The following is a 26,122-nucleotide window of genomic DNA, read 5'->3' as shown; positions in this document are numbered from 1 at the left end:
GCAAAGTCAGGAGCTGGCGCGTTTGGCGCCTTCGGTGATAGCTGCGCGAAGCTTGTTTTCGAGAGTTTTCTGTTTGCTCTCCGTGTAAAATTTCAATCCGAACATATCCTTGACGTAGAAAGTATCGACAACTTGTTCGCCGAATGTCGCGATTACGGCGGAGGCGATGTAGACGTTTGAATTTGCTAAAGTATGGGTGAGATCATAGAGCAGGCCTGGTCTGTCGCGGGTGTCGACCTCAATGATGGTGTAAATTTCGGAACCCTCGTTATCAAATGTGATCGAGGTGGGGACACGGAAGGCGCGCTCGCGCTTTTTGAGCTTGTCACGTGTCTGGATTTCTTTGCCTGCAATGACTTCGCCTGCCAGTGTGCGCTCGATCATTTTGCGCAGGCGCGGCAAGCGCGCGGCTTCAAAGGGACTGCCTTCGGAATCTTGTACCCAGAAAGCGGCAGTGGCGTAGCCGTCTTTGGAGGTAAAGGTGCGCGCATCGACGATATTGGCCCCGACAAGGGCCAGTGCGCCGCACATACGCGAGAAAATTCCGGGGTGATCGGCCATGACAAAGCAGACGCGGGTTGCGTCGCGGTCTTCATCCGGGTGTAGATCAATGCGGATTTCGGTGTCGCCAATGCCTTTGAGAAGGTTGGCAAAGACCACATGAGCCGTCACGTGCAGACCTTGCCAATAGGGCGGATAATGGCGCGCCGTTTCTTGTTTGATGTCTTTCTTGCTCCAGTCCGCAAGCTCGGTGCGTAGCGCCAACTTGGCCTCTGCGCCCCTGTTTTCACGATTGAGCGCTTCCATACCTTCTTCAAGTGCCTGGCGGGTCTGGCGATAAAGTGCACGGATGAGTGCGGCTTTCCAGTTGTTCCAGGTGTCGGGGCCAACGCCGCGAATATCACAGACTGTGAGAACAGTAAGCAGATCGAGCCGCTTGACTGATTGCACGGCTTTGGCAAAATCGCGCACGGTGCGCGGATCGGCAATATCGCGTTTCTGGGCCATATCGGACATGAGCAGGTGGTAGCGCACAAGCCACTCCACGGTGTCGCAATCATTGCGGTTGAGGCCGAGGCGCGGCGCAACCTTGCGGGCAATCTGTGCGCCCAGAACCGAGTGATCCTGATCACGGCCCTTGCCGATATCATGCAACAGCATGGCGACCATCAGCACCTTGCGATCAACGCCTTCGCGCAGAATTTCCGTCGAGATCGGCAGTTCTTCTTCCAGCTCCAGCCGCTCGATGCGCGAGAAGTTCGAGATGACCTGAATTGTGTGCTCGTCGACTGTATAGGAATGATACATGTTGAATTGCATCATCGCTACGATGGGCTCGAATTCCGGGACAAAGGCGGACAACACACCAAGCTCGTTCATACGGCGCAGGGCGCGCTCGGGGTTGCCGTGTTTGAGCAGCAGATCAAGAAAAATCCGCCGCGCTTCGCGGTTTTCGCGAAATGCCTCGTCGATTAACCCGAGATTGGCTGTCACCAGCCGCATCGCATCGGGATGAATGAGCATACCCGTGCGAAGGCCCTCTTCAAACACGCGTAACAGATTGAGCGGATTTGATAAAAACGCAGCTTCATCGGCGATGGCCAGCCGCCCGTGAACCACTTCGTAGCCCTCCTTCACCTTGGGCTTGCGCGAGAATATCCGCTGAAGTAGCGGCTCGGGCTTGGCATGAATGGCCTCAAGCTTGGTGAGAAAGATGCGTGTCAGATCACCGACGCGGGTGGCATTACGAAAGAAATCCTGCATGAAATGTTCAACCGCGCGGCGGCCTGCACGGTCTTCATAGCCCATACGCTCGGCCACCTCGACTTGCAGATCAAAAGTCAGTTGTTCGTTGGGGCGTTTGGTGATCAGGTGCAGATGGCAGCGGACAGCCCAAAGAAAGTTTTCAGCTTTCTGGAAGTGCTCGTATTCTTCGGCGCTGAATACGTTGAGGCGGACAAGGTCTTCGATTGTCTCGACGTGGTGCACATATTTCGCAATCCAGTAGAGCGATTGCAAATCGCGTAGCCCGCCTTTGCCTTCCTTGACGTTGGGTTCCACAACGTAGCGCTCGCCTTGCCGCTCGTGGCGCTCGTCGCGCTCGGCCAGCTTGGCTGTGACGAACTCGGTTTCTGTGCCTGTAAAAAGATCTTGATTCAGACGCTTTGACAAAGTCGTAGTGACAGCTTCATCGCCGACCAGAAAACGCCGCTCTAGCAGGGCGGTGCGGATCGTGAAATCTCCTGCGCCGAGGGTGAGGCAATCGGCAACCGTGCGGCTTGAATGCCCGACTTTGAGGCGCAAATCCCAGAGGATGTAGAGCATGGACTCAATCACCCGCTCGGCCCGCGGTGTGATGGTTTTGGGCATCAGGAACAGAAGGTCGACATCGGATTGGGGGGCCATTTCTCCGCGACCGTAACCGCCAACAGCCAGAAGCGCGAGGCTTTCGCCTTTGGCGGCAGGTTTTAAGGGGTGCATAACTTCGGAAGCGAGGGCGAAGGCTGCTGTGACAAGGCAGTCTGCCAGCCAGCAGTAAGCACGCCTTGTCGGGCGCGCCGCGAGCGGGCTACTGCGAAAAGCGGCCTCGATCTCGGCCATTCCGGCTTTGCGTATTTCCAGCAAAAGCGCTGTTGCCTGCTTGCGTAGCACGGCTTCGGGCGCGGGCTTTGCCGTAAGGCTTGCCAGCTCTTCAGTGAGCGTTGTCGCGTTGATGATCCGGTCTGCAGGGCAGATCAGATCATCGGGTGGTGCGGGCAGCGAGTAGTTCAAGGTCAATCAGAAACCAGCTCCGCTGAACGAACTCGGCGCGGCATCAATGATCACTACTTTGCGGTCCTGAATTTGTGCAATGGCAAGGCCGCGTTCGTTGGTTCCGTCCGGGCGGAGGCGGAAAATACCGTTTGCGCCTTGAAAGCCTGCGCCCTGCGTGAGCGAGCTTGCGGAAAGGGCGTTGCGCCTGCCCGAACTGGCTAGCGCGCCGACAGCGGCAATGCCGTCATAGGCAAGTGCGGCCAAAGGGTGTGGTTGTGAGCCGTAAGCGCCTGTATAACGTGCCGAGAATTGGCCCGCTTTGGCTGGATCGGGCAGGGAGAACCATCCGCCTTGCAAGCCGGGCAGCTGCAGGGTCTGTGCGGGGATGTCCCAGCGTGACAGGCCGATGAACTGCGTGTTCGCATTGCTGATACCAACTTCGGGGAGCATCTGTGCGTAAAACGGCAGAGCTGCGTCGGATGTCGAGGTCAGGAAAATTGCGTTGGCGTTGCCTGCGGCTGCGGCGGCTTTAATGCGCTGAACGGCAGTGGTTACGCCCTGCTGGGACCGTTCGTAGCCGATTGTTCCGGCCAGTGTTGCGCCAGTGCGCGCGATGGATTGCGTGATCGCGGCTTTGCCGAGCTGGCCGCCGACCTCTTCGTCATGCACCACAAGAATGCGGTCTTTGCCGTTACGCTTGGCGTAGGCGGTGAGGCGGTCAGCCGAGTTGTTGAAGGTTGATCCCAAAAGAAAGAGGTTGCCGCCAGCGATTGTGGTGTTGTTGGAAAAGGCCAGCACGTTAACCCCGCTTGGGGCCACGGCAACGGCTGCCGCATTGGCTGATTCTGCGCGCAGCGGACCGATGATGACCTGTGCACCATCGGCGACGGCCTGTTTGGCAGCGGTTTGGGCGCGTCCGGCATCACCGGCTGTGGCGTAGACGCGCAGGTCAATTTTTACGCCCTGCAAATCGGCCACAGCAAGGCGTGCGGCATTCTCAAGCGAATCAGATACGAGGCTATCGCCTTGAATGGCACTGCCCCGAGGCAGTAACAGCGCTACTTTTACGGCGTCACCTGCCTTTAGGTTACCACCCCCAGACGCTGGGCCGGAAAGCGAGACAGGCTCGCAGGCGGCCAGCCAGACAAGGCTCATAAGAGCAAACAGTTTCACGAAGGGCTTGCGGGCAGCGCTCAAAACAGCAAACATGGATAACTTCTTTCTCCCTAAGGCTTTGGGTTCTACAACAGCAACAATCCTGCCTGCCCAAGCTAATTGGTTCGTGGGTGATAATAAACGTCAAGGCGTGAGGGTCTAGAGGTGAATCATAAAGAAAGCGCTCTTGAGCCTATGCTCTATTTGCTGGCCACTCCGCTTGGCACGGCGCGCGATATTACGTTGCGCACCCTGGATGTGCTGGCCAGTGCCGATGTGCTGGCGGCGGAAGACACGCGCACCTTGAAAAAACTGATGGAAATCCATGGCATACCGCTTAAGGATCGTCCTGTAATTGCCTATCACGATCACAACGGAGAACGCGCGCGCCCCAAGCTTCTCAAGGCGCTCGCGGCTGGGCAATCTGTCGCTTATGCCTCCGAGGCCGGCACACCGATGATCGCTGATCCGGGCTATCATCTGGTGCGCGAGGTTCAAGCGGCGGGGTTTGGCGTAACTTCGCTGCCAGGGCCATCGGCCGTTATCACCGCGCTCACGCTGGGAGGCTTGCCCACCGATATTTTCACCTTTGCCGGTTTCCTTCCAAGCACGAAGTCTGCCCGCCGAAAGGCGCTAAAAAGTTTCGAAAGCACACAAGGCACGTTGGTGTTTTACGAATCTCCCAAGCGGATTGCGGCGATGATTTCTGACGCTGGCGAGGTTTTGGGAGCCGACCGTGAGGGGCGTGTTTGCCGCGAGTTGACCAAGAAATTTGAAGAGGTGATTTCTGGCACATTACGCGAGCTGAGCGAAACTCTGGCTGAGCGTTCCCTAAAAGGCGAGATCGTTGTGCTGATCGGAAAAGGCACCGTTAAAGAAGTGAGCCGCGAGGCGCTGGAAAAGGCGCTCACGGCACTGCTTGAGGAGATGAGCCTGCGCGATGCGGCCGACAGGCTGGCGCAAGAGACGGGTGTTAAGCGCCGCGACATATATCAAATCGGGTTGGATCTGCAAAAATCTTAAGGGATTGTTAGGGTCGGCATGGTGAAATGAACTATGTCCGATATTGCTCTCACACCCGCCTCAAAAACCGCTCAACGCCGTGGCACAACCTCCTATCATGCCGGCGTTGCTGCCGAACAGATTGCGCAGCGGCGTTATGAGCAGGCGGGGTACACGCTCCTCGCACAGCGCTGGCGCGGTAAGGCAGGCGAGGTTGACCTGATCTTCAGTAAAAACGGCGAGACTGTCTTTGTCGAAGTGAAGCGCGCGCGCGACTTTGCCCAAGCCGTTGAGCGGATTGGCCCCGCACAGATGGCGCGTATCTCCTGCGCTGCTGAGGAATATGCCGCCAAGCTGCCGCGAGGTCGTCTCAGTCTGATGAGAATTGATGTGGCTTTGGTTAACGGCACGGGAGCCTGCCACATCATCAAAAACGCTTTCGGCGCTTGAGCCATTGAACCCCGCAGCGATCTCGGCCATTTATGATGTAACTTCTGCAACAAGGCCGCATCATGAAAATCGCTTTCCAAATGGACCCGATCGGTCCGATCAACATCAACGCTGACAGCAGCTTTCGCATCGCCGAAGAGGCGCAAGCGCGCGGGCACGAGCTATTTTACTACACGCCCGAGCGGTTGAGCTATCGCGAAGGGCGCGTGCTGGCGCGCGGCTGGCCTTTGACAGTGCGCCGCAAAGAGGGCGATCACTTCACGCTGGGCGAGGAGGCCGAAGTCGACCTCTCCACTTTCGATGTGGTCTGGCTGCGTCAGGACCCGCCGTTTGATATGTTTTACATCACAACCACGCATATTCTGGACCGTATTCACCCCGAAACTTTGGTCGTGAATGATCCTTTCTGGGTGCGTAATTACCCTGAGAAGCTCCTTGTGCTCGATTTTCCTGATCTGACGCCCCCCACAATGGTCACGCGTGATCTGGAAGAGTTAAAGGCTTTCAAGGCCGAGCATAACGACGTGATCCTTAAGCCGCTCTACGGCAACGGCGGCGCAGGCGTTTTCCGCCTCACGCCGGAAGACCGCAACCTGGCCTCGCTGCACGAGCTTTTCAGCGCCAACAGCCGCGAGCCGCTCATCATGCAGAAGTTCCTGCCCGATGTGTCAAACGGTGACAAACGGGTTATTCTGGTTGATGGCGAGCCGGTCGGCGCTATCAACCGTGTGCCTGCGGCGGGCGAAACCCGCTCCAACATGCATGTTGGCGGGCGGCCCGAAAAGATCGGCCTCACCGAGCGCGATCTTGAAATCTGCGCGCGCATCGGGCCGCTTTTGAAGGAAAAAGGGCAGGTCTTTGTCGGCATTGATGTGATCGGCGACTACCTCACCGAGATCAATGTAACCTCTCCCACAGGCATCCAGGAACTTGAGCGCTTTGACGGGGTGAATATCGCCGAGAAAATTTGGGAAGCGATCGAGGTCAAACGCGCATGAGTTGGCAGCTGCGGATGATGGGTGCGCTGGTGCGCCCCGCCATGCGCAGCGTCACGGGCCGTGTGAGTAATCCTGAAACAATCCGCCGCCATCTGAAACGCGCCGCACGATTCATCTTTCGCACGCCTCCCGGCGCGGTGTTCGCCAAAACGTCATTTGGCAAGCTGCCAGCACTTTGGGTGTCCAGTGGCCCTGTCAGGGATGCGCGTGTTTTGCTCTATGTCCACGGCGGCGGCCATATTGCGGGTGGGCCCCAAACCCATAAGAAACTGGTCGCGCGCCTTTGCCGGATGAGTGGGCTACGCGCCTTTTTGCCGGCCTATCGCCTTGCACCGGAGCACCCTGTGCCGGCGGGGCTTGAGGATATGCACTCTGCGTGGCAACACCTGCGCGGTTTGGGCTATGCGCCAGATCAGATCATTCTTGGCGGTGACAGTGCTGGTGGCGGTATCGCGCTCGCGCTTCTTGCAGAGCTCTGTCAGCAAGGCGAGGTGCCCGCCGGCCTCTTCGCATGGTCGCCTTTTGTCGATCATACATTTTCGGGCGCATCCATGCAGACCAACGACGAGAAAGATCACTTCTTTTCAAGCGCACGCGCGCCTGAATTGGCAGCTATGGTTCTTGGAAGCACCCCCCCTGATGATCCACGTGCTTCACCGCTTTTTGCCGCGTTTCCAAACTGCCCGCCCGTATTGTTGCAAGCCTCGCACTCCGAAATCCTGCGTGATGATGCGCTCCGCATGGACGCCAGATTGCGCGAGATTGGCACGGATGCGCGCCTTGAAATGTGGGAAAACGCACCGCATGTCTGGCATATGCTTGACGGTTGGCTGCCCGAAGCGCGTGAAGCGATTGGCACAACCGCAGTGTGGATCAACTCCCTGCCGCGCCATTTACCCGAAAGCTGACCGCCTCGGCGATATGCGGCTTGCGCACGCCATGGCTGCCTTCAAGGTCGGCAATCGTGCGTGCCACACGCAAAATACGGTGATAGCCCCGCGCTGTGAGGCCGAATTTATCCGCCGCCTTAAGTAAAAAGCTGCGGCCTTCCTCGTCGGGCGCGGCGATCTCCTCCAAAAGCGTACCCTCGGCATCAGCGTTGAGGTGCATGGTGTCCACCTCCGCAAACCGCTCGGCCTGAACGGCACGCGCTTTGGCGACAGTCTCGGCAACTTCGGATGAGCTTGCCCCACCCGCGGGCAAATCCAGATCGCTCAGCGAGACAGGCGGCACATCAAGCTTGATGTCAAAACGGTCCATCAGCGGGCCGGAAATACGCCCCAAATAGTCTTCACCGCATATCGGCACACGGGCGCAAGCGCGGGCTGGGTCAAACAGATAGCCACATTTACAGGGGTTCGCCGCCGCGATCAGCAAAAAACGGCAAGGGTAGCGCACATGTGCATTGGCCCGGCTCACCACGACCTCACCCGTTTCAATCGGTTGGCGCAGGGTTTCCAGCACGGCGCGGGGAAATTCGGGAAACTCGTCCATAAACAAAACACCGTTGTGCGCGAGGCTGATTTCGCCGGGTTTCGCACTGCGCCCGCCACCGACAATCGCGGCCATGGAGGCCGTGTGATGCGGCTCGCGAAAGGGGCGAACCCGCGAGATTCCACCTTCTTCGATCAGCCCCGAGAGCGAATGGATCATTGAGGTTTCGAGCGCTTCGGTGGCGCTGAGCGGCGGCAGGATTGAGGGCATACGCGCTGCCAACATGGATTTGCCAGACCCCGGTGTGCCTATCATAATCATGTGGTGGCGCCCTGCCGCCGCTATCTCAAGCGCGCGCTTCGCGCGTTCCTGCCCCTTCACATCGCGTAAATCGCGGCTGCGGCTTTCGGCACGCACCTCACCGGGTTTGGCCGGGGGTAAGGGCATCTGGCCTGTGAGGTGCTGGATGGCATGCAAAAGCGAGGCGGGCGCAATCACCTGCGCAGCATCGACCCAAGCTGCCTCTGCCCCCGAAGCCTCCGGGCAGATCAGGCTGCGTCCTTCCTCGGCAGCGGCCAGCGCGGCAGGCAAAGCCCCGATCACGGGCACGAGTGCACCATCAAGTGACAGCTCTCCCAGCGAGGTCACGCCCTCCACCGCATCGTCTGGCAAAATCCCGAGGGCCGCAAGCAGGGCCAAAGCGATGGGCAAGTCAAAGTGGCTGCCTTCCTTTGGCAAATCAGCAGGCGAAAGATTGATAGTAAGGCGCTTGGAGGGCAGGGCGATCGACAACGCCGAAAGGGCCGCGCGCACACGGTCGCGCGCCTCAGAGACCGCCTTATCAGGCAGGCCCACGATGGAAAACGCAGGCAAACCTGGTGTGACCGCGCATTGCACTTCAACGGGCCGCGCCTCGACCCCTTCAAATGCCACTGTGTAGGTGCGTGAAACCATTATGCCTTTCCCGTTTGGTTAACGGTTAGGCAGCGGATGTTTAGAATTGGTTAATAAGGCCTTTAAAATATTCAGTTTTAGGCTGCGGTTACTGGCCAATCCCTCGTTTTAAGGGGCTGTGGATAGGGGAATGGCTCATATTTTACAGTGATGCCTTCGGCGCGCCACGTTTGAAAAGCAGGGTCTGTCAGCGTTGTTTCAACATAGGTTGCAACACCCTCGCTCACAGGCAGTTCATAGCCTGCAAGCCGAGCCATGAGCGGCGCATAAAACACATCGGCCAGTGAGTAGGCCCCGAAAAGCCATGGGCCATCTGCAGCCATGGCTTTGGCGTGGCTGAACAACATCTCAAAACGCTCAAGCTCCTTTAGCACAGCATCGGAGGGCACGAAGCCGGCCCATTGGTGAAACAGCTGCATCGGGCACTCTCCGCGCAGAGCCGGAAAGCCCGAGTGCATTTCGGCTGCCATCGACCGTGCCAGCGCGCGCGCCTTGGGGTTGTCGGGCCAAAGCGGTGCCTCCGGGTGGCGCGTGGCCAGCTCTTCCGCCATGGCCAAGCTGTCAAACAGCACCGCACCGTCTTCGCACAGCAGTGCAGGCACCGTGCGGGCGGGGGCAAGCGGAGCAAGCTCAGCTGCCATCGTTCCTGCATAAAGCCCGACAAGGTGGGTGCGGTAAGGCAGCCCGAAGTGTTCCAGCATCAGCCAGCCCCGCAAGGACCAGCTCGAAAAGGCTCTATCGCCGATATAAAGATCATATGTCATGAGGCGACGATACGCAGCATCCAGGGCTATGAGAAATGTATTTTTGTGGGTGTGATAATCACAAAAGGTGATTGATATAAGCGCGTGTCACAGCGCGAGAATTCGACCTTGTGTCGCTCCCTGAAGCATGGAATATCTTGGCCCATGAAGTATCTTAGTATTTTAATCAGCCTTATCGCATCCGCCGGTTTTGCACAGTCGCTGCCGCAGGCCGATGTTTATATTCTGGGCGAAACCCATGACAACGCGGCACACCATGCAAAACAAGCTGACTGGGTGTCTGATCTTTCCCCCAAAGCGCTGGTGTTTGAAATGCTCCCGGCAGAAGCGGCGGCAAACATTGCGCCAGAACTCCGTAAGGACGAAGTCGCGCTCGCAGCGCTTGACTGGTGGGGAAATGCCTCGCCTGACGGCGTGCTTTACGCCCCGATCTTGCTGGCCGCACCAGAGGCAAAAGTATATGGTGCGCACATAAATCGTGAAACAACACGCGCAGCGATGGGCGTTGGCATAGCCGCGCATTTTGGCGCGGAGGCCGAGGCTTATGGCCTTGCCAAGCCGCTGCCCGAGGCCGAGCAAACGGCTCGCGAGGCTATGCAACTCGCCGCGCATTGCGATGCTCTGCCCGCCGAAATGCTACCTGTCATGGTTGACGTCCAGCGCCTGCGTGATGCAGGGCTGGCCCGCGCCACGGCGCAGGCCCTCGCCGAAACAGGCGGGCCTGTTGCAGTGATCACCGGGAATGGCCATGCTCGCAAGGATTGGGGGATGCCCGTTTACCTGATAAAAGCCCACTCCGATGTTGTGGTCTATTCTATCGGCCAAGGCGAAGATGAAACCGCGCCTGAGGGGGAGTTTGACCACATCACATACAGCCCTGCCGCCGAGCGTGAAGACCCCTGCGCAGCCTTCGCCAAAGACTGAGCCCCATTGAGTTTGTCTCCCTCTCGGCTTAACTCTTGTCACAACAGAGAAAAGTGGAGGCCGCAATGCTGGCTGGCAAAAGACTACTGCTCATCATCGGCGGCGGCATCGCGGCGTATAAATGCCTTGATCTCATCCGCCGCCTGAAAGAACAGGGCGCAGGCGTTACACCTGTTCTGACGCGTGCCGCACAGGAGTTTGTCACACCCCTGTCGGTTTCGGCTCTGGCCGGCGAGAAAGTCTATACCGATCTGTTTGATCTCACAGACGAAGCCGAGATGGGTCATATTCAATTGAGCCGTATGGCCGATCTGGTGCTCGTTGCTCCCGCCACAGCCGACCTGATGGCCAAAATGGCAGGCGGTCATGCCAATGATCTGGCAACAACACTTCTGATGGCCACAGACACGCCCGTCATGATCGCCCCGGCGATGAATGTGCGTATGTGGGAGCACGCCGCGACACAGCGCAATCTTACCACTTTGGTTGCCGACGGTATAAGCGTTGTCGGTCCGAACATAGGCGGAATGGCCTGTGGCGAGCATGGTGCAGGGCGCATGTCTGAACCGATGGAGATCGTCGGCGCTGTCGAAGCGGCGCTGTCTGACGGCCCCCTCAAAGGCAAACGTGTGCTGGTCACATCCGGCCCTACGCATGAGCCGATCGACCCTGTGCGCTACATCGCCAACCGCTCGTCAGGGGCGCAAGGCACGGCGATTGCAAGCGCCTTGGCTGCGCTGGGCGCCGAGGTTGTCTTTGTCACCGGCCCCGCCGATGTGCCTCCGCCGCAAGGTGTTGAAGTGATCGCGGTGCAAAGTGCCGCCGAGATGCTGAAAGCCGTTCAAGGCGCGCTGCCCGTCGATGCTGGCGTCTTTGCCGCTGCCGTGGCTGACTGGCGCGTGAAGCACGAAAGCGGGTCCAAGATCAAGAAACAGGATGGCAAGCTGCCTGTTCTGGAATTCGCTGAAAACCCCGATATTCTGGCCGAAGTGAGTCAGATGAAAAAGGGCCGCCCCAAGCTCGTTGTCGGCTTTGCTGCCGAGACTGATGATGTGATCGCTAACGCCACGGCCAAACGCAAACGCAAAGGCTGTGACTGGATTGTCGCCAATGATGTCAGCCCCGAAACGGGGATCATGGGCGGCACGGAAAACACCGTGCATCTGATCACCGACGATGGCGTGGACAACTGGCCGCGCATGGGGAAATCCGAAGTGGCGCGCCAGTTGGCCGAGCGGATCGCAGCGTCGTTGAGCTGAATGCTGGCACTTATGGATGATGAAAAGGGTGCAATGTGGTCACTGTAAAATTTATATGGGATGAAGAGGCCGACCGCGCCTTGAGCCTGCCCGCTTATGAAAGCGCAGGCGCGGCAGGTGCCGATATTCGAGCCAATCTGGCGGACCGTGGCGAGATCACTCTCGCCGCTGGTGCGCGCGCGCTTGTGCCCACAGGGCTCAGGCTTGAAATCCCGCACGGCTATGAAGTGCAACTGCGCCCGCGCTCGGGGCTCGCCCTGAAGCATGGTGTCACATTGCCCAACAGCCCCGGCACGATAGATGCCGATTATCGCGGGCCTCTCGGGGTTATCGTGATGAACGCAGGCTCCGAGCCGTTCACAGTAAAACACGGCGAGCGCATCGCGCAGATGGTGGTTGCCCCTATTGTGCAAGCGCGCTTCGAACTGGCCGAAACACTCTCTGACACTGTCCGTGGCGCAGGCGGCTTCGGCTCGACAGGGCGCAGCTGATGGTTCTGGCACCCCTTGGCATCATGGTGATGATCTGGGCCTTGGGCGGGCGCTTGCGCTGGCCAAAGGAAATGATCTGGGGGCTGATCGCGTTGGTCTATGTTGCTGCTTTCAGCCTGCAGTTTGTGCTTCCTGCAGGCAACCCGGCACCCTGGGCTATTTTCGGTGGAATGGCTGCTTTGGTAGGAGCCTACGCCTTCGGCCTTGCGCGCCTCAAAGCCCGTGTCGCTCCCGAACCGGTCGCTACAACACCACAAGGCACATTCCGCGATGCCGAGCTTGAGCGCTATGCCCGCCATATCGTGCTGCGTGAACTTGGCGGACCGGGACAGAAAAAACTCAAGAACGCCAAAGTGCTCGTTATCGGGGCGGGCGGGCTGGGCTCGCCCGTGCTCATGTATCTCGCTGCCGCAGGTGTTGGAACCATCGGGGTGATCGATGACGACACCGTCGACCACAGCAATTTGCAAAGGCAGGTCATTCACCGCGATGAAGCCATCGACACACCCAAGGTTCACTCCGCCGCCGCAGTGATGCGCGCACTTAACCCCTATATCGAAGTGCGCCCCTATCAGCGCCGCCTCACGGCTGACCTCGCGAAAGAGCTCTTCGTCGACTATGACGTCATCATGGACGGAACCGACAATTTCGAAACACGATACCTTGGCAATGCCGCCGCCGTGGCGCTTGGCAAGCCCTATATCTCGGGCGCGCTGGCGCAGTGGGAGGGCCAACTCTCGGTCTTTGACCCTGCGCGCGGCGGGCCTTGCTATCAGTGCATTTTCCCCGAAGCTCCCGCAGCAGGCCTTGCGCCGTCTTGTTCTGAAGCAGGCGTGGTTGCGCCCTTGCCCGGCATCATCGGCACAATGATGGCGCTTGAGGCGGTGAAACTCATCACCGGCGCGGGCCATATCCTGCGCGGCGAAATGCTGATCTATGACGGGCTTTATGGCGAAACCCGCAAAATCAAACTCGCCACGCGCGCAGATTGCCCCATTTGCCAGAATCGCGCGGCCTGACACTTTTACAAAAGGAATTCGACATGACGAACCCGCTTTTGGCCGAATGGTCCACACCCTTCCAGATCGCCCCGTTCAACGAGATTTCGGATGCCGACTTCGCTCCCGCACTTGAAGAGGCCCTTGCAGCGCATGATGCCGAAATTGCGGCCATCGCGGAAGACACATCGCCTGCCAGTTTTGAAAACGTCATCGGCGCATTGGAAAGCGTAGGCCGCGCGCTGGAAAAGGTGCTCTCGGTTTTTTTCACCGTGGCTGGGGCCGATAGCAACCCTGCGCGTGAAGAGCAGCAACGCGACTTCTCGCCAAAACTGGCAGCGCATTTCTCGCGCATCACCGCCAACAAAGCTCTGTTTGCTCGGGTCGAGGCGGTTTGGGAACAGCGCGACACGCTTGATCTGACAGACGAGCAGGCGCGCGTGCTGATGCTTACCCGACGCGGATTTGTTCGGGCAGGGGCCGCACTTACGGGTGCAGAAGATACCCGCATGGCGGAGATCAAATCGCGCCTTGCCGAGCTTGGAACAAGCTTCACGCAAAACTTGCTGGCCGATGAGCGAAGCTGGTTTATGGAGCTCGGCGAGGATGATCTGGAAGGCTTGCCGCAATTTGTAATCGACACCGCCCGCGCTGCTGGCGCTGAAAAGGGCGTAAGCGGCCCTGTGGTGACGCTCTCGCGCTCACTTATCGTTCCTTTCCTGCAATTCTCGGCGCGCCGCGACCTGCGCCAGAAAGCCTTCGAGGCATGGGCTGCCCGCGGTGCGGGTGGAGGAGACACCGACAACCGCGCCATCTGTGCCGAAATCCTTGCGCTGCGTGAAGAGCGCGCGGCGCTGTTGGGCTACAAGAGCTTTGCTGACTACAAGCTTGAAACCGAAATGGCCAAAACGCCTGCCGCGGTGCGCCAGCTTCTCACCGATGTCTGGGAGCCTGCCAAAGCGCAAGCTGAAGCGGATGCCGAAGTGCTCACGGCAATGATGCGGGACGAGGGTGTAAACGGCGATCTGGCCCCTTGGGACTGGCGCTATTACGCCGCCAAACGCCGCGTGGCGGAGCATGATCTCGATGAAGCCGAGGTGAAGCCGTATTTTCAACTTGAGCGAATGATAGAAGCCAGCTTTGCCTGTGCCACCCGCCTTTTCGGGCTGGAATTTAAGCCGCTTGATGTGCCGCTCTATCACGCCGACTGCCGCGCTTGGGAGGTCACGCGAAACGGCAAGCATATTGCCGTGTTCATCGGTGATTACTTCGCACGCGGCTCCAAGCGCTCGGGCGCGTGGTGCTCGGCGATGCGCTCGCAAGCGAAATTCCCGGAGGTGCAAACGCCCGTTGTAATCAATGTGTGTAACTTCGCCAAAGGCACACCCGCACTTTTGAGTTATGACGATGCGCGCACGCTGTTTCACGAATTTGGCCACGCGCTGCACCAGATGCTTTCGAATGTGACTTATGAAAGCATTTCAGGAACCTCAGTGGCGCGCGACTTTGTCGAACTGCCAAGCCAGCTTTACGAGCATTGGCTTGAAGTGCCCGAAGTGCTGGCCAAGTTTGCGACCCACTACGAGACGGGCGAGGCAATGCCACAAGCGCTGCTGGACAAGGTGCTTGGTGCAGCGACTTTCGATATGGGCTTTCAAACGGTAGAATATGTTGCCTCGGCGATGGTTGATCTTGCCTTCCATGAGGGCGCTGCCCCTGCAGACCCGATGGCAAAGCAGGCTGAAGTTCTGGCTGAAATGGGAATGCCCGCCGCGATTGTGATGCGCCATGCCACGCCGCAGTTTGCGCATGTGTTCTCGGGAGATGGCTATTCTTCGGGGTATTATTCCTACATGTGGTCCGAGGTTATGGACGCGGATGCCTTTGAAGCTTTCGAAGAAAAAGGCGATGCTTTTGATACAGAGCTTGCGCAATCTTTGGAGCGCAACATTCTTTCGGCAGGCGGCTCACGTGATGCAGCCGAGCTGTATGAAGCCTTCCGCGGGCGGATGCCTGGAGTTGAGGCGCTTCTGAAAGGGCGCGGTCTTACGGCCTGATGTCGAATGGCGCTGTGCGCCATTCGACCAATGCGAGGGGCGCTGCCCCTCGCGCTCCCCGGGATATTTTCAGCAAGAAAAAGGGGTGTGGAGTTTTTCAGATGGTTTGATCGTAATCACCGACGGCGGGTTCGGTGCGAACGACCCTGTCGATATCGGCGAAGATAGCGCGCATTTCTGCCTCGGATTCCGAGCTCTCGCAAACCACCACAAGATTGGGCGTGTTTGAGCTGGCACGTACAAGCCCCCATGAGCCGTTGTCGAGGATGACGCGGGCGCCGTTTACTGTGACGACTTCTTTTATAGCGCGGCCAGCGAAAGTTTCACCGGCGTCATGTTTGGCGACCAGCTTGGACACAAGGCGCTCAAGGACATCGTATTTCTCCAGATCTGCGCAATAGGGCGACATGGTCGGCGTGGCCCAGGTCTGGGGCAGGGCTTTGCGCAGGTCTGACATTTTCATGTCTGGATTGCGGTCCATCAGCTTGCATATTTCAACAGCGACACGCAGGCCGCAATCATATCCGCGCCCGACAGGCTCGGCGAGGAAGTAGTGCCCCGATTTCTCAAATCCGGCTAGCGCGCCAAGCTCTTTCACGCGGCGCTTCATGTGGCTGTGGCCGGTTTTCCAGTAATCCGCCGTCACCCCGTTGGCCAGCAATTCGGGATCAGAGGCAAAGAGGCCAGTGGATTTCACATCGGCGACAAAGATGCTGTTCGGGTAAATCTTGCTCAAGTCCCGCGCCATGATGACGCCAACCTTATCGGCAAAAATCTCCTCGCCCTCATCGTCAACCACACCGCAGCGGTCGCCATCGCCATCAAAGCCGAGAGCAAAATCAGCGCCGCTGTCTTTGACCGAGGCGCTCATGTCATGCAGCATTTCCATGGCTTCAGGGTTCGGGTTGTAGTGTGGGAACGTGTAATCAAGCTCGTTGTGCGATGGCACAACCTCAACGCCGATGCGTTCGAAAACCTCTGGCGCAAAGGCGGCGGCCGTACCATTGCCCGTTGCGCAGACAACGCGCAGCTTGCGCGACATTTTGAAATCACCGACCAGATCCTCAATATAGGCCTCGCGCACCCCTTCGACAAACTCGTAAGAGCCGCCGGCACGGGCCACGCCGCGGCCTTCCAGCACGATACTGCGCAGTTCGTTCATCTCGTCGGGGCCGTGGGTGAGGGGGCGCTCAAAGCCCATTTTCACACCTGTCCAGCCGTTTGGATTGTGGCTTGCCGTGACCATGGCAACAGCAGGCGCATTCAAGTGAAACTGGCTGAAATAAGCCATGGGCGAAACCGCAGGGCCGATATCTTTTACATGGATGCCCGCTTGCATGAGGCCCAGCATCAGCGCGTTTTTGATGGAAAGCGAATAGTCGCGGTAATCATTGCCAACCGCAATCACCGGTTCGATCCCGCGTGCATACATCTGTGTGCCAAGGCCAAGACCAAGGGCCGTGATGCCGGGCAGGTTTATCTCGTCAGGATACTTCCAGCGCGCATCATACTCGCGAAAGCCCGTGGGCGTGATCATAGGGTCACGCAGAAAAGACCATGTGTTCGGGGTGGAACTCTGCTTTGGTTTCATAGTGCTTACTCTTTGAAATCGGTGATGGGCAATGACGTGGCCGCAGCGGGCCACGCCTCAAAATGGGATCAGTTAGAGACCTGTTCGCGCAAGATCGAGCTTGTCAGCGAGACCATAAGGTAGATACCTGAAAAGATCAGGAACGCCAGAATAGTATTCTCGAACTTGCGTGGATAGCTTGGCGCGTCTGATGCGATCGGGCGGACAGGAACAGTGAGATAGCGCACTTGCCGTCCCGCCTCGAGCGCGGATTGCTTTTCGCCTTGAAGGGCCGATTGCAAAAAGGCGTCTGCGGTTGCCAGATCGGCGCGTGAAAGTTCGATCTCGGTGGATTGTTGCACCAGTGATAACCCTGATTTGTCCGGCTCGGTCATGCGGGCGTCGAGCCCGTCGAGCAGGTCTTGCAGGCGGCGCACATCGCCGCGCGCCCCGTCAACCTTGGCCTGGTTCGGGCGCGGGTTGTCGAGCAGGGCTTGCAGCGCAAGTTGTTTCTCTAAAAGTTGTTGCTCATATGTTGTGATCTGTCCGCGCAGCGCCCCCAGTTGTTCCAGAGGGTCAACCGAATAGACTTCCTGCAGGCGGATAAGGTCTTCCTGTGCTGCACGGCGCTCCTTCTTTGCCGTTTCAAGGTTGCGGCGTGCATCTTCCATCGCGTCGTTACGGATGTTTTGCGAAAGCTCGTCAACCCGCTCTTCTGCATAGGAAATCAGTGCTTTGGAGAAATCAGCAGCCACCTGAGGGTCTGCGGCAATCACCTCCATGCGCACAACACCTTCTGTCGGATCATAGCCGATTTTGATGTTCTTCTTATAAACTTTGTGCGCGGCCTCATTGGTCGCATCAGGATCAAGCCGCTGGATCGCATCGATTGCGTCTTGCGAGAAGTGCCGCTTGTAGCCAAGCTCTTCGTCCAGCCGGATCATTGCGTCCTTGGACGTGAGATAGGATTGCACAGCGATGCTTTCCTGGCTGTTGGCCAACTGCGAGGGAATGAGTCCGCTCAACGGGCCGCCACCGGCTCCGCCATCGGCGGATTGGATCAGGAACTCTGATTTGGTAGAAAACATGGGGGTTGCGATGGCGTAGTAGTACCAGCCCGCCAGAATGGTGGGCAAAAAGACAAAAGCCGACAGGCGCGCAATGAGCAGAACCAGCCGCTTGCGGCGGCGTCGGGCGATGTCGCGCTGGATGCTGGTGATCTCCTGAGCACGGCGGTCGGCGGTGTAAACTTCGGTTTGGGGAAGCTGGTCGGCGGCGGGCCTTACCGTTTGGGGAAGCTGGATTTTGCCCATTCCGGGCAGTACTGTGCCCATCTCTTCTTCGCTTGCGTCCTTGCCAGGCACAACCAGCTCAAGCATGTTGGAGGCTTGAAAGGGATCAATCCCCTGGAGGCGCAGTTGGCGCACGGCGTCAAAGTCGGAAATCGGGGCAAGACCGTGTTTTTGTGCCATCCGGCGTGCCATGCGAAGCTGCCGTCCCGTCAGGCCTTCACGGCGGATTGCGTCGATGTCCGTTTCTGCCTTCACTTCGCGTGCTGATTCAACGGCGCCGCTACGGGCCTGGTCTTGCCCGGGAGCAGTCGCAGCTGTCTCTTTAGGCGTGGGGGGCGCTGTTGCGCCTTCATTCGCGGGCAATGGCTTGCGCGCCGTTGCGGCGGCTTCGCTGGCTCCGGCTCCTGTCGGTGCGGTGCGTTTTATGCGAAACTTTCTAGCTTTGGGTTTGGTAGTCATAGAGCTGTTTCGCTTCTTCTAGGGTGTCAAACATGTGTAACTTGCCATCAATCAAAACCGCGGCTGAACGTGCAAACTTTTCAAGTACTTGCGGCTGGTGTGATACGATAATCACGGTGGTGGTGCGCAAGCGGTCGCGCAGAATTTCCCCTGCCTTACGATTAAACTCGACATCTGTCGAGTTTGGCATGCCCTCATCAATAAGGTAGATGTCAAAATCAAGCGCCAGCAGCAAGGCGAAGGAAAAGCGTGCGCGCATACCTTGGCTGTATGTGCCAAGCGGTTGTTCGAAATATTCGCCGAGGTTACAGAGCCAACGGCAAAAGGCCTCAACATAATCGGGGTCAAGCCCGTATAGCCGCGCAATATAGCGGCTGTTTTCGACCGCCGAGTGCCGGCCAACCACCCCGCCCATAAACCCGAGGGGGAAACTGATTTTGCAGTCGCGCAGGATCGAGCCTTCATCAGGCTTCTCAAGCCCGGACATCATATTGATAAGTGTGGTCTTGCCCGTGCCGTTCGGGGCCAGAATGCCGAGAGAATTGCCAAGTTCCACACGGAAAGAGACCTGTTCAAGGATCACTTTTCGTTGTGTGCCCGTCCAGAAGGACTTGCTGACATTGTTAAACTCGAGCATTTTTTGCCCCGTTTCTGCTCTGGCCCGTTATGTGTTTCGCCTGTTCCATCTACCCTAATTTCACTAAGAGTTTATGTATTGGGGTTCTTGGGCCGTTTTATTGTTTCGCCCTAGTATACAGTTGTTTTGGGCGAAAATAAGTCATCTCTTTGCAAATTCGGGAAAAGCGGCTCGGCGCTGGCAGCATTTCGCGCGCTCTACGGTTGTTGTGACGGCCTGCTTGCGCTTAACTCCGGCCATGAGCCTTCAGGATGATATCGCCCGCTGCCGGCTGTGCGCCTCCCGTTTTGCCGCAACAAAAACGGCCCATATCCCGCGCCCTGTTGTCTGGTTCCGCCCCGAGGCCAGACTGCTCATCGCGGGGCAGGCACCTGGGATGCGCGTGCACCAAAGCGGGGTGCCTTTTGATGATCGCTCCGGCGCGCGCTTGCGCGACTGGCTCGGCCTCACACCTGCGGAGTTTTATGATCAAAACAAAGTGGCCATCGTGCCTATGGCTTTCTGCTTTCCGGGCTATGACGCCAGCAAAAGCGACTTGCCCCCGCCAAAGATCTGCGGTCAAACGTGGCATGACAAGGTGATGCAAACACTCCCGTCGATCAAGCTGCGTGTGGTGATCGGTGCACCTGCGCAGCGCTATCACCTTGGTGTGCGCACCTCCGTGACAGACGCAGTTAAAAGCTGGCGCGACCATGCGCCCGAGGTTTTCCCCTTGCCGCATCCGTCGTGGCGCAATACGGGGTGGCTGAAGAAAAATCCGTGGTTTGAGGCAGATTTGTTGCCCAAGCTGCGCGCGGCGGTGAAAGAGGCGTTGTCATGAGAAAAAAGACAGTTCTGGATGCGGCCCACGCGGCCATGATGCACAACCCCGAAGACGTGCAACTGCGCATGAGCTTTTACGCGGTGCTCGCTGATATTGAAGTGTTTCTGCTGCTTGAATCAGAGCCCAAGGCTGCCAGTATCGAGCCGCAAATGATCGAAGTCGAAGGCGCGCGCTATGTTCTGGGCTTTGATACCGCCGAACGGCTTGCAGCCTTTTCCGGAGGGCCTGCGCCCTATGCTGCTCTCTCGGGGCGGATCATGGCGCAAATGCTGGCCACCGAAGGGGCAGGCCTTGCACTTAACCTTGAGGTTGCGCCGTCCTCAATCATGCTGCCCGCCGAGGCCCTCACATGGATGCGCGACACGCTCCAGACGGCTCCCGAAGAGGCCAAACCCGAACCGAAGCGCAAAGGCGGCCTCGCCACGCTCAAAAGCCCCGAGATTCCCGAAGTGCTGCTACATGCGCTTGATGCCAAACTCAGCCGCGCAGCAGGGCTTGCGAAAGTGGCTTATCTTGTCTCGAAAGACGAAGGTGGGCTGATGCTTGCTATCCTTGGTGCAAAAGAACCTGCCCAAGCGCCTCTGGCGAAAGCGGCAAGTGAGGCGCTGGTCTTTTCGGGCCTTGAGGACATGTCGCTTGATGTGGCTTTCTTCAACGATAGTGAAGGCTTGCGAACGCAGTTCGGCCGTGCGGGCCTGCGCTTTGATGTGCCTCAGCCTGCGCCAGCCGCACAGCCCGTTACCCCGGGGAGTGACCCCGCCAAGCCACCAAAGCTGCGCTAAACCCCGATTTTAGGGCCGGTGCAGAGCATCGGCTTATCCGACTTTTCAATTTGGTAAAGTGGTGCGCCCTGTGCGCCATTTTCAAACGTTGCGCGCAGCTTGCCGCCCTCGTTGAAAAACGCCCAGCACTGCTGGCTGTCGGGCCGGTCTTCATAGACAAAGCAAATCAGCCGCTCCGGCGTGTCATACCAGTAGCCCTCCTTGCACTCTCCGTCGAGAAACGACCAGCGCACGCGCCGATCATCCAGATATTCCTCTGCGCCGTAAGGCTCGGCATCATATCCATAGTAAAACGTCTGCCCGCGCGTGAATGCGTCAAAGGCTTCAGCTGTTAGCCGCTCCTGTGCGGCAGCGGGCAGGGCGAGGGCGAAGAAGAGTAAAGTGAGGCGTATCATACCCCAAGCTTAAGCGCTCTCCCCCTTACCATGCAAGCGGCCAAGCTCGCGCGCCATGACCTTGCGATAAAGTGGAGGATATAACGCGATCACAGCCATCACAGGCAAAGCATGAGGCAGGGTCGGCATGGTCTCGGGCGTGAGTCTGAGGGCAGGATAGGGGCGTTGCGGGTTCATATGGTGGTCCGAGTGGCGCGGGGCGTTGAGTGTAAGTGCGGATGAAAACCAATGCGGCGAGTTCCACGAATGTGCATCACTCACAGGCTCAAGCTTGCCTGAGCCGCGGCGCACACGGCGCAGCCCGTAATGTTGCACATAATCAGCGAGCAGAATTTGCACCTGTGCATAAAGCGCCAGCGCGAGATAAGTGAACACACCAAAGCCGCCGCCAATGAGAAAACTGAGGGCAACAAAGCCCGCGCCGACGATGGCATCACGCCGATAAGGATGATCACCCGCTGACTTGCCGGCGCGTGTAAGGCGCTCGGCCTCCCGCTTGAAGCCCTCTGTAAAGGACGCTCTCCAAGCTTTTATAAAAAAACGATAAAATCCCATTCCGCGCGGTGCCGAATTCGGATCATCCTCGCTGCCGACGTGGACGTGATGAATAAGAACATGTGCCGAGGCGTGATGCCCCATCAGCATCGAGGCATAGACCCAGCGACCAAGGCGGCGCGCAAAGCGCTCGGAACGGTGGATAAGCTCATGCGCATTGGGGTGTGAAACCTGCCCGAAAAAGAGCGCGAAGGTGGTGAAAATCCCGAGCTTCTCAAACGGACTATGGTTCATGAAAGCGCAAGCCAGAACGGCCAGAAGCAAGAGCGGAAAGTGCAGCACCCCAAGCAAAACAGACAGCCGTGCCCCCGTCGGGAACTCTGCCCCCTCGGGCATTTCCGGCAAAACGAGCGGCACGTAGCGGTCCAGCGCGGCTGTAAACAGCGTGATGTAAAGCAATGCCGCCAGAACAAACCAGTCGCCCAATGCGGCGGCCAGTCCGAGGAGGGCGACATGCACCAGCGTTGCGATCGAGAAGTAAATCATCTGTGCCTCATAATCTCCGCGCAACCTTACCTGCTTCGCATGGCATGAGTAGGGCACAAATGCGCACAGTTTGGTATATCTTGAACGCGAATGATGCGCCTAAGGTCGCTTTTGGCCTCGCGTCTGTTGCTGCCTGCATTTACGCTCCGAACAAACGCAAGACGGGAGGCTTTCTCATGGGGCTGGACGAACGCAAGGGTGTCTGGAAATCAGGCAAGGGCAAGGGCCGTCACACGCCCAAAGGCCGCCAGCTTGATGATAAGGCTTGGGATGAGGTCAAAGCTCTGCTGGGCGATGCCCCCCGCCGCCGTGATTTGCTCATCGAGCATTTGCACAAAATTCAGGACAGTTTCGGGCATCTTTCGGCTGCGCACATCCGTGCTCTGGCCGAGGAAATGCGTATGTCCATGGCCGAGATTTACGAGGTTGCCACCTTCTATGCCCATTTTGATGTGGTCAAAGAGGGCGAGACACCGCCGCCCGCCCTGACCATCCGCGTCTGTGATTCCCTGTCTTGTGAACTCGCGGGCGCACAGGCGCTGAAGACCGCGCTGGAAAGCGGGCTTGATCCTGCCGAAGTCCGGGTGCTGCGTGCCCCCTGCATGGGCCGTTGCGATACAGCGCCCACGCTTGAGATCGGTCATAACCATATCGACCATGCCACTCCCGAGAAAGTCACCGCCGCCATCGCCGCAGGCGATACCCATGCCCATATCCCCGCCTATGAAACCTTTGAGGCCTACCGCGCCGAGGGCGGTTACGAAACACTCGAGAGCCTGCGCGAGAGTGGCGATTGGGAGGCTGTGCAAGAACAAGTGCTCGTTTCTGGTCTGCGCGGTCTTGGCGGGGCCGGCTTTCCCTCTGGCAAGAAATGGGGCTTCGTGCGGATGAACGAAGGCCCGCGCTATCTCGCCGTTAATGGTGACGAGGGCGAACCAGGAACCTTCAAGGATCGCTACCACTTGGAGCGCACACCTCATCTCTTTCTCGAGGGTATGCTGATCGCCGCTTGGGCTGTCGAAGCCGAAACATGCTACATCTACATGCGCGATGAATACCCCGCAGTGCTAGAGATTTTGCGACGTGAAATCAAAGCGCTGGAAGACGCAGCTCTTGTGGATAAAGGCTATGTCGAACTGCGCCGCGGCGCAGGTGCCTACATCTGCGGCGAAGAAAGCGCGATGATTGAAAGCATTGAGGGCAAACGCGGGGAGCCGCGCCACCGCCCGCCCTTTGTGGCGCAAGTCGGCATTTTTGGCCGTCCCACACTTGTCCACAATGTCGAGACGCTCCATTGGGTCGCCAAAGTAATGAGGGAAGGCCCGCAAATCCTTAACTCTGTTGAGAAAAATGGCCGCAAGGGTTTGCGCTCATACTCTGTTTCCGGCCGTGTGCAAAACCCCGGTATGCACCTCTTGCCCGCAGGTTCCACTATCCTTGATATCATCGAAGCGGCTGGCGGTATGCTTGATGGCCATAGCTTCAAAGCCTATCAGCCGGGCGGCCCGTCCTCGGGCCTTCTGCCCGCCGAAATGAATGATATCCCGCTCGATTTTGACACGCTCCAGCCGCACGGTTCCTTTATCGGCTCCGCAGCTGTGGTGGTTTTGTCCGATCAGGACAGCGCCCGCGATGCGGCCCTCAATATGCTACGCTTCTTTGAGGATGAAAGTTGCGGTCAGTGCACGCCGTGCCGCGTGGGCTGTGAAAAAGCCGTAAAGCTCATGCAGGCCGACACATGGGACACCTCGCTACTGGAAGAGCTCTCCACAGCTATGGTCGATGCCTCGATTTGCGGCCTTGGACAAGCCGCGCCCAACCCGATAAGGATGACGATAAAGCACTTCCCCGAGGAGATATGATGTTCGGCTGGCCCAATGACGCAACGCTACTGTTTCTGGCAGCAGCTTTTTGTTCTGCATGTTACCTTGTCATCTGTGGCCGCCCTGGCTCCTCCTGGCTCAAATCGGTCCTGAAGACTGCCTCGGTGGCGCTTCTGGCCCTTATCGCCTTCAAGCTGTCAGACATGCTGCTGCTCGCCGTCGGCCTAACTGCCTGCGCGGTGGGTGATTTCTTCCTGTCGCGCAAAGGCACGGAAGAGTTTGTGTCGGGTATCGGGGCCTTTGCCTTCGGGCATTTGTCTTACACCGCCTTGTTTTTTTTGCAGCCGAGCGCTGATTTTCTGCGCATCTCCGATGGCTGGCCTCTCACGCTTGCGCTGGTGTTGTTGGGGCTGGTTATGATCTTCTTGCTGTTTCGCACGGCAGGTAAGCTGCGTTGGGCCACAATCATCTACGTGCCGGTCATCATGTCGATGGGCGTGATGGCAATGATCCTGCCGCCCGTCGGCGCGCTTGCACTGGTTCTGCCTGCAGCCCTTCTGTTCATCTTTTCCGATTTTGTGCTGGCACAAGAAATGTTTGTGCTCCCCAAAGATCACAAGCTGCAGCGCGTTCTGCCCTATACCGTATGGAGTGCTTACTGGCTGTCGCAAGCGCTCTTTCTCATGGCGTTCACGGGAACGCTCTAAAGCTTGTTGCGATAGACCGCGCAGAGGCAGCCCGAAGCTTTGAGGGTGTTGCAATACTCCCAGGCGCTGCGGCTTGTGTCGCGTCCGATGCGGGCAAAATAATAGCCTTTAAGGCGGCTCGCGCGGCTCTTTTCAAACAGGTAATCAGGCGTTTCGCCTTTCAAGACCGAACTGCAACGTTTTGTTCTTTCAGTATATTTAGCTTTGGCCGCAGCCTTGCTTGTCCCGAAAGCTATCTGCACGCCCCAAGGTTTTACCGAGGGCTCTGTGCGCGGCGGTGGCGAAAGGCGGCGGTTCTTGGCCAGTGCATAGCACGCTTGGCGAAAATCAGTGTCTTTCGAAAGGCTTAAGTCAAGCTCTTCAGGTGGCTCACTCACCCATGTCTCATGGCCCGCACCGGTGATGATACGCACGTAATCCACCGTCTCCTGCGCCAGCCCGCCGGTGCCGTCAATCAGCCCCTCGGCACGCCGCTCGCCGCCGTTGTAGCCCACAGCCGCCAGCCCGACATTGCCGTAACGCCGCGTCATCTCGGCCAGATATTGCGCGGAATGTTCCAGCGCATCGGCTGGGTTGTAAGGGTCGTCCAACCCACGCAAAGTGGCTGTCGAGCGGATGAACTGTGCAATCCCCATCGCGTTGGCGTGGCTCTTGGCAAACGGGTCAAAGCGGCTTTCCTGCCAGATCAGCCGCGTAAAGAAGCCCCGGTCAAGCTTATGGCGGGCGGTGACTGTCTCGATAAGCTGACAGGTGTCATGGACAAAATGGTCCCAGCGGATACATTCTTGATGGCCCCATTTGGTCGTGGTGCAGGCGCGGTCAGGCGGCTCTGCGAAGGCAGGCGCTGCCAGCCAGCTTAGCACAAAGACAAATACCAACGGTTTCATAAAAGCCTCAAATCGCACCGGTCACCGGGTAAGGCACCCCGAAGATATTGCGAGGCTCCTGCATACAGGGCCATCACTTAACCCTCACACCCTCTTTTCACTTCTGGGGTAGCGGGTTACATGTGGCGTTGCAACAAACCTCTGGGGCAGGCATGGCTTTTTTCAAGAAACTCAAAGACCGGTTGTTCAAGTCTTCTTCAAAGCTTGAGGAAGGGCTCGATGCAATCGTCAGTGACGGTGGCGAAGAAGAGCTTGTTGAAGCGCCACAGCTTGAGAAGCCTGCCGAACCAGAGCCCGCGCCCGTTGAAGTGGCCGAGTCCGAAGCCGAAACAAGCTCCGAGGCCGAAATACCGCTTGCCCCGCAAGCAGAATCGCCAATGATTCCTGAGCCTGAGCCTGAGCCTGAGCCTGAGCCTGAGCCTGAGCCTGAGCCTGAGCCTGAGCCTGAGCCTGAGCCTGAGCCTGA

23 protein-coding genes and 1 pseudogene are annotated in these 26,122 nt (G+C 58.2%); 14 read left to right on the top strand and 10 right to left on the bottom strand.

Annotated elements, in window-relative coordinates:
* Positions 1 to 6: 6 nt before the first annotated feature.
* Together OE750_RS13160 and OE750_RS13155 are read right to left on the bottom strand one after the other, a co-directional pair.
* Positions 7 to 2,778 (bottom strand): [protein-PII] uridylyltransferase, encoded by a 2,772-nt coding sequence (locus tag OE750_RS13160; protein ID WP_263764719.1) that lies wholly within the window; start codon positions 2,776 to 2,778, stop codon positions 7 to 9.
* Positions 2,779 to 3,963 (bottom strand): penicillin-binding protein activator, encoded by a 1,185-nt coding sequence (locus tag OE750_RS13155; RefSeq protein WP_263764718.1) that lies wholly within the window; start codon positions 3,961 to 3,963, stop codon positions 2,779 to 2,781. It lies immediately after the preceding gene.
* Between the two features lie 111 nt (positions 3,964 to 4,074).
* On the opposite strand from OE750_RS13155, the gene rsmI reads away from it, so the two are divergent.
* The 4 genes from rsmI to OE750_RS13135 all read left to right on the top strand — a co-directional run bounded on the left by rsmI (position 4,075) and on the right by OE750_RS13135 (position 7,267).
* Complete coding sequence (gene rsmI / locus OE750_RS13150; RefSeq protein WP_263764717.1) at positions 4,075 to 4,932, top strand: 16S rRNA (cytidine(1402)-2'-O)-methyltransferase; 858 nt, start codon at positions 4,075 to 4,077, stop codon at positions 4,930 to 4,932.
* A gap of 33 nt (positions 4,933 to 4,965) precedes the next feature.
* On the top strand, positions 4,966 to 5,361 hold the full coding sequence (locus OE750_RS13145) for a YraN family protein (protein WP_263764716.1): 396 nt from the start codon (positions 4,966 to 4,968) through the stop codon (positions 5,359 to 5,361).
* A 62-nt stretch (positions 5,362 to 5,423) separates the two neighbouring features.
* Positions 5,424 to 6,359 (top strand): glutathione synthase, encoded by a 936-nt coding sequence (gshB, locus tag OE750_RS13140; RefSeq protein WP_263764715.1) that lies wholly within the window; start codon positions 5,424 to 5,426, stop codon positions 6,357 to 6,359.
* Positions 6,356 to 7,267 (top strand): alpha/beta hydrolase, encoded by a 912-nt coding sequence (locus OE750_RS13135; protein WP_263764714.1) that lies wholly within the window; start codon positions 6,356 to 6,358, stop codon positions 7,265 to 7,267. The genes gshB and OE750_RS13135 overlap by 4 nt, the downstream gene beginning before the upstream one ends.
* On the opposite strand, the gene OE750_RS13130 is transcribed toward OE750_RS13135, so the two are convergent.
* Positions 7,233 to 8,747 carry a YifB family Mg chelatase-like AAA ATPase gene (locus OE750_RS13130; RefSeq protein ID WP_263764713.1) on the bottom strand — a complete coding sequence of 505 codons (1,515 nt, stop codon included), beginning with the start codon at positions 8,745 to 8,747 and terminating at the stop codon, positions 7,233 to 7,235. The genes OE750_RS13135 and OE750_RS13130 overlap by 35 nt on opposite strands.
* A 77-nt stretch (positions 8,748 to 8,824) precedes the next feature.
* Entirely contained in the window at positions 8,825 to 9,511 is a 687-nt protein-coding gene (locus tag OE750_RS13125) for a glutathione S-transferase (protein ID WP_263764712.1), read from the bottom strand.
* A gap of 144 nt (positions 9,512 to 9,655) precedes the next feature.
* On the opposite strand from OE750_RS13125, the gene OE750_RS13120 reads away from it, so the two are divergent.
* The 5 genes from OE750_RS13120 to OE750_RS13100 all read left to right on the top strand — a co-directional run bounded on the left by OE750_RS13120 (position 9,656) and on the right by OE750_RS13100 (position 15,240).
* Positions 9,656 to 10,435 (top strand): ChaN family lipoprotein, encoded by a 780-nt coding sequence (locus OE750_RS13120; protein WP_263764711.1) that lies wholly within the window; start codon positions 9,656 to 9,658, stop codon positions 10,433 to 10,435.
* Between the two features lie 65 nt (positions 10,436 to 10,500).
* The gene (gene coaBC, locus OE750_RS13115; RefSeq protein ID WP_263764710.1) at positions 10,501 to 11,694 is read left to right on the top strand and encodes a bifunctional phosphopantothenoylcysteine decarboxylase/phosphopantothenate--cysteine ligase CoaBC; all 1,194 of its coding nucleotides are present in this window, start codon (positions 10,501 to 10,503) and stop codon (positions 11,692 to 11,694) included.
* A gap of 35 nt (positions 11,695 to 11,729) precedes the next feature.
* Positions 11,730 to 12,185: a dUTP diphosphatase gene (dut, locus tag OE750_RS13110; protein WP_263764709.1), complete on the top strand. Its 456-nt coding sequence runs from the start codon at positions 11,730 to 11,732 to the stop codon at positions 12,183 to 12,185.
* Positions 12,185 to 13,204 carry a HesA/MoeB/ThiF family protein gene (locus tag OE750_RS13105; protein ID WP_263764708.1) on the top strand — a complete coding sequence of 340 codons (1,020 nt, stop codon included), beginning with the start codon at positions 12,185 to 12,187 and terminating at the stop codon, positions 13,202 to 13,204. Before dut ends, OE750_RS13105 begins: the two co-directional genes overlap by 1 nt.
* Before the next feature lie 23 nt (positions 13,205 to 13,227).
* Positions 13,228 to 15,240, top strand: coding sequence for a M3 family metallopeptidase (locus tag OE750_RS13100; RefSeq protein ID WP_263764707.1), 2,013 nt, complete (start codon positions 13,228 to 13,230; stop codon positions 15,238 to 15,240).
* Between the two features lie 97 nt (positions 15,241 to 15,337).
* On the opposite strand, the gene OE750_RS13095 is transcribed toward OE750_RS13100, so the two are convergent.
* From OE750_RS13095 to OE750_RS13085, 3 genes are all read right to left on the bottom strand, one after another.
* Positions 15,338 to 16,831, bottom strand: a complete 1,494-nt coding sequence (locus OE750_RS13095; protein WP_263764706.1) for a phosphomannomutase/phosphoglucomutase — start codon at positions 16,829 to 16,831, stop codon at positions 15,338 to 15,340.
* Between the two features lie 68 nt (positions 16,832 to 16,899).
* Positions 16,900 to 18,561: a capsule biosynthesis protein gene (locus OE750_RS13090; RefSeq protein ID WP_263764705.1), complete on the bottom strand. Its 1,662-nt coding sequence runs from the start codon at positions 18,559 to 18,561 to the stop codon at positions 16,900 to 16,902.
* Positions 18,539 to 19,198 carry an ABC transporter ATP-binding protein gene (locus OE750_RS13085; RefSeq protein ID WP_263764704.1) on the bottom strand — a complete coding sequence of 220 codons (660 nt, stop codon included), beginning with the start codon at positions 19,196 to 19,198 and terminating at the stop codon, positions 18,539 to 18,541. The genes OE750_RS13090 and OE750_RS13085 overlap by 23 nt, the downstream gene beginning before the upstream one ends.
* Positions 19,199 to 19,436: 238 nt before the next feature.
* Here OE750_RS13085 and OE750_RS13080 point away from each other — a divergent pair, with 238 nt between their 5' ends.
* Both OE750_RS13080 and OE750_RS13075 read left to right on the top strand, forming a co-directional pair.
* A complete protein-coding gene (locus tag OE750_RS13080) occupies positions 19,437 to 20,018 on the top strand; it encodes a uracil-DNA glycosylase family protein (protein WP_263764703.1) in 582 nt (193 codons plus the stop codon).
* Complete coding sequence (locus OE750_RS13075; protein WP_263764702.1) at positions 20,015 to 20,803, top strand: SseB family protein; 789 nt, start codon at positions 20,015 to 20,017, stop codon at positions 20,801 to 20,803. Before OE750_RS13080 ends, OE750_RS13075 begins: the two co-directional genes overlap by 4 nt.
* On the opposite strand, the gene OE750_RS13070 is transcribed toward OE750_RS13075, so the two are convergent.
* Entirely contained in the window at positions 20,800 to 21,198 is a 399-nt protein-coding gene (locus OE750_RS13070) for a hypothetical protein (protein WP_263764701.1), read from the bottom strand. The two genes, OE750_RS13075 and OE750_RS13070, sit on opposite strands and share 4 nt — an antisense overlap.
* Before the next feature lie 9 nt (positions 21,199 to 21,207).
* Positions 21,208 to 22,239 (bottom strand): alkane 1-monooxygenase, encoded by a 1,032-nt coding sequence (locus OE750_RS13065; RefSeq protein WP_263764700.1) that lies wholly within the window; start codon positions 22,237 to 22,239, stop codon positions 21,208 to 21,210.
* 176 nt (positions 22,240 to 22,415) lie between these two features.
* Between OE750_RS13065 and OE750_RS13060 the strand changes: the two genes are divergently transcribed.
* Both OE750_RS13060 and OE750_RS13055 read left to right on the top strand, forming a co-directional pair.
* A complete protein-coding gene (locus OE750_RS13060; RefSeq protein WP_263764861.1) occupies positions 22,416 to 24,101 on the top strand; it encodes an NAD(P)H-dependent oxidoreductase subunit E in 1,686 nt (561 codons plus the stop codon).
* Positions 24,101 to 24,769, top strand: a complete 669-nt coding sequence (locus OE750_RS13055) for a lysoplasmalogenase (RefSeq protein WP_263764699.1) — start codon at positions 24,101 to 24,103, stop codon at positions 24,767 to 24,769. The genes OE750_RS13060 and OE750_RS13055 overlap by 1 nt, the downstream gene beginning before the upstream one ends.
* On the opposite strand, the gene OE750_RS13050 is transcribed toward OE750_RS13055, so the two are convergent.
* Positions 24,766 to 25,656 (bottom strand): lytic transglycosylase domain-containing protein, encoded by an 891-nt coding sequence (locus tag OE750_RS13050; protein WP_263764698.1) that lies wholly within the window; start codon positions 25,654 to 25,656, stop codon positions 24,766 to 24,768. The two genes, OE750_RS13055 and OE750_RS13050, sit on opposite strands and share 4 nt — an antisense overlap.
* Before the next feature lie 152 nt (positions 25,657 to 25,808).
* On the opposite strand from OE750_RS13050, the pseudogene OE750_RS13045 reads away from it, so the two are divergent.
* Positions 25,809 to 26,122, top strand: a pseudogene (locus OE750_RS13045) (signal recognition particle-docking protein FtsY); the annotation flags it as partial.

Origin of the sequence: Lentibacter sp. XHP0401 (assembly GCF_025751535.1) — a bacterium.
Taxonomy (GTDB): Bacteria; Pseudomonadota; Alphaproteobacteria; order Rhodobacterales; family Rhodobacteraceae; genus Lentibacter.
The sequence above is the reverse complement of the archived record's forward strand: the minus strand, read 5'-3'. Positions and strand labels throughout refer to the sequence as shown.

Bases quoted from the DNA above. Each gene is read 5' to 3' on its own strand.
- OE750_RS13155 (WP_263764718.1), bottom strand. From the start codon at position 3,963: ATGTTTGCTGTTTTGAGCGCTGCCCGCAAGCCCTTCGTGAAACTGTTT.
- OE750_RS13145 (WP_263764716.1), top strand. From the start codon at position 4,966: ATGTCCGATATTGCTCTCACACCCGCCTCAAAAACCGCTCAACGCCGT.
- gshB (WP_263764715.1), top strand. From the start codon at position 5,424: ATGAAAATCGCTTTCCAAATGGACCCGATCGGTCCGATCAACATCAAC.
- OE750_RS13135 (WP_263764714.1), top strand. From the start codon at position 6,356: ATGAGTTGGCAGCTGCGGATGATGGGTGCGCTGGTGCGCCCCGCCATG.
- OE750_RS13130 (WP_263764713.1), bottom strand. From the start codon at position 8,747: ATGGTTTCACGCACCTACACAGTGGCATTTGAAGGGGTCGAGGCGCGG.
- OE750_RS13125 (WP_263764712.1), bottom strand. From the start codon at position 9,511: ATGACATATGATCTTTATATCGGCGATAGAGCCTTTTCGAGCTGGTCC.
- OE750_RS13120 (WP_263764711.1), top strand. From the start codon at position 9,656: ATGAAGTATCTTAGTATTTTAATCAGCCTTATCGCATCCGCCGGTTTT.
- coaBC (WP_263764710.1), top strand. From the start codon at position 10,501: ATGCTGGCTGGCAAAAGACTACTGCTCATCATCGGCGGCGGCATCGCG.
- OE750_RS13105 (WP_263764708.1), top strand. From the start codon at position 12,185: ATGGTTCTGGCACCCCTTGGCATCATGGTGATGATCTGGGCCTTGGGC.
- OE750_RS13100 (WP_263764707.1), top strand. From the start codon at position 13,228: ATGACGAACCCGCTTTTGGCCGAATGGTCCACACCCTTCCAGATCGCC.
- OE750_RS13095 (WP_263764706.1), bottom strand. From the start codon at position 16,831: ATGAAACCAAAGCAGAGTTCCACCCCGAACACATGGTCTTTTCTGCGT.
- OE750_RS13090 (WP_263764705.1), bottom strand. From the start codon at position 18,561: ATGACTACCAAACCCAAAGCTAGAAAGTTTCGCATAAAACGCACCGCA.
- OE750_RS13085 (WP_263764704.1), bottom strand. From the start codon at position 19,198: ATGCTCGAGTTTAACAATGTCAGCAAGTCCTTCTGGACGGGCACACAA.
- OE750_RS13080 (WP_263764703.1), top strand. From the start codon at position 19,437: ATGAGCCTTCAGGATGATATCGCCCGCTGCCGGCTGTGCGCCTCCCGT.
- OE750_RS13075 (WP_263764702.1), top strand. From the start codon at position 20,015: ATGAGAAAAAAGACAGTTCTGGATGCGGCCCACGCGGCCATGATGCAC.
- OE750_RS13070 (WP_263764701.1), bottom strand. From the start codon at position 21,198: ATGATACGCCTCACTTTACTCTTCTTCGCCCTCGCCCTGCCCGCTGCC.
- OE750_RS13065 (WP_263764700.1), bottom strand. From the start codon at position 22,239: ATGATTTACTTCTCGATCGCAACGCTGGTGCATGTCGCCCTCCTCGGA.
- OE750_RS13060 (WP_263764861.1), top strand. From the start codon at position 22,416: ATGGGGCTGGACGAACGCAAGGGTGTCTGGAAATCAGGCAAGGGCAAG.
- OE750_RS13055 (WP_263764699.1), top strand. From the start codon at position 24,101: ATGTTCGGCTGGCCCAATGACGCAACGCTACTGTTTCTGGCAGCAGCT.
- OE750_RS13050 (WP_263764698.1), bottom strand. From the start codon at position 25,656: ATGAAACCGTTGGTATTTGTCTTTGTGCTAAGCTGGCTGGCAGCGCCT.